Source organism: Sebaldella sp. S0638 (assembly GCF_024158605.1).
In the GTDB taxonomy this organism is placed as follows: Bacteria; Fusobacteriota; Fusobacteriia; order Fusobacteriales; family Leptotrichiaceae; genus Sebaldella.
Genome location: NZ_JAMZGM010000230.1, coordinates 1 through 2,025, shown reverse-complemented (window position 1 = coordinate 2,025; position 2,025 = coordinate 1). Strand labels below are relative to the sequence as shown.

The window sequence follows — 2,025 nt, the reverse complement described above, 5'->3', positions numbered from 1 at the left end:
TTTCGGACACCTGCCTTCTCTCAATTAGTTTACACAATCAAGATTTTTGTGTCCACTTTTTCATACTAACACCAAAGCAAGGAGGAATAAAAATGGAAATGTGCATCAAATGTATTTATTTTAATTGGAAAAATGACGGTTATTGCCTCTACTATGACAGAGAGACGGTTGATTCTTCTTTTTGTGAAGAATACGACGGATTTTAAAGGGAGGGAATAATATGTTTAAAAAAATCCCATATTCTACCCATGATGAATGGCTTCGACTTAGAAAACAAGGTATAGGCGGTAGTGATGCCGGATTACTTATGGATATAGAACAACATGGAAATAAAAACATTGTAGATTTATGGCTTGAAAAATCCGGTAAAATTAATAAACTTGATGAAACTAATTCTGCCATGGAAAGAGGTCATAAATTAGAGCCTATTGTCAGAAAGCTCTATGCCATTGATAATCCTGATAAGGTAATAAGAGAAGTCAAGGAACTTTATGTACATCCTAAATATGATTTTATCAGAGCTTCTTTAGACGGCGAAATTATTCTACCTAATGGTGATATTGGTATACTTGAAATTAAAACTACTACCATTCACCAGTATTTAACATATAAAGAGCTTTGGAAAGACGAGGAGAATAACGACACCATTCCGGAAAATTACCTATATCAGGTACTTCATTACTTCCTTGTTACTGATTATGATTTTGCAGTCCTTGTAGCTGATATCAGATTCAAGTGTTTTGAAGATAATTCTGATACCTTTGACCTAAACAAACAGCTTAAAACATACACCATATATAAAAATGAATGGATGAACAGAATTGAAGAACTCAAACAAAAAGAAATAGAATTCTGGTCTTATGTCACTAATGACATTGAACCACCATATATTAAAGAATATCCTATTGGAATTGGAGGAAAATATGGAAGAAAATAAAAATACAGGACAATTGGTTCTTGCTTTTAATAAGGAACTTATTACCCCTGCTAAAATTAGCCCCGAATTATTAGACTGGGAACTTTTAGAGCAAACTACACTTGAAATTGAAGAATATAAAAATATTATTTACAATGATGACTTTGACCTTGAATCAACATCATTACTTCGAAAAGACATATCAAACTCAAAAACTCAGATTGATAATTTCAGAAAAGAACTTAAAAGTTATCTGGAATCTGAAACTAAAGTATATAATGAAAATCTTACTTCATATGTCAATAGACTGGAAACTGTCAGAAAACACTTACATGACTTAGAAAAACTAGCTGACCAAAAAAGGATTGATCTTAAGTGGGAGAAAATCGGAGAACTAAAAAAGGTTCTTGTAAAATCTCTTGTTAATGAAGACCTTGAACAGTTTATTGATGATTATGATAAATGGGAAACAAAAGGTTGTAAAATGAATACCATTGAAACTGACATTCAGGAGCAGATAAACAGGCTAAATTCTAAATATAATTCTATTGAGCTAGTGCTTAAGGGTGTGAATAAAAATATTGAAAATAAGATAAAAATTGAGGATATTATCCATATGTTTGGCGAGAAACAAGAACATATTCTTGGATACATTTCTGAAAAAGAAAAAGACATTATAGAAACTGAAGATAAAATGAGAAAAAATGCCGAGGTAGATAAACAAAAGGCTGTGAAAGAGGCAGAAGAAAAAGCAATTAAAGAGACTGAGGAAAAATTAAAAGCACAGTCTAATAAAGCTAGTTCTCATTTTACGGTTACTTCTACACCAAAACCATCTGTTAATAATGAAAAAAAGAATAGTTACATTATTATTCAGGTAAACGGCTTAGAAAAAGAAATAGCCAAAGGACTACTTAAATACTGTCAGGACAATAATATAAATTTTGAATTCGAGGAGAGATGAATATGGCCACTATTAAAAACAATGATAATTTACCCGCTAAGGAACTTAGTATTAAAGACCTTTTACACCAAAATGTTATAAAAAAGAGATTTGAGGAAATTCTTGGTAAAAAAGCTAACGGATTTATCGTAAGTATACTAAATAC

At 31.1% G+C, this 2,025-nt stretch carries 2 protein-coding genes; both read left to right on the top strand.

From position 1 onward, the window contains the following. The first annotated feature begins 220 nt into the window (after window positions 1-220). Entirely contained in the window at window positions 221-937 is a 717-nt protein-coding gene (locus NK213_RS19830; RefSeq protein ID WP_253352545.1) for a YqaJ viral recombinase family protein, read from the top strand. Further along, window positions 924-1,880, top strand: a complete 957-nt coding sequence (locus NK213_RS19825) for a hypothetical protein (RefSeq protein WP_253352543.1) — start codon at window positions 924-926, stop codon at window positions 1,878-1,880. Before NK213_RS19830 ends, NK213_RS19825 begins: the two co-directional genes overlap by 14 nt. The last annotated feature ends 145 nt before the right edge of the window (window positions 1,881-2,025 follow it).

Bases quoted from the DNA above. Each gene is read 5' to 3' on its own strand.
- NK213_RS19825 (WP_253352543.1), top strand. From the start codon at position 924: ATGGAAGAAAATAAAAATACAGGACAATTGGTTCTTGCTTTTAATAAG.
- NK213_RS19830 (WP_253352545.1), top strand. From the start codon at position 221: ATGTTTAAAAAAATCCCATATTCTACCCATGATGAATGGCTTCGACTT.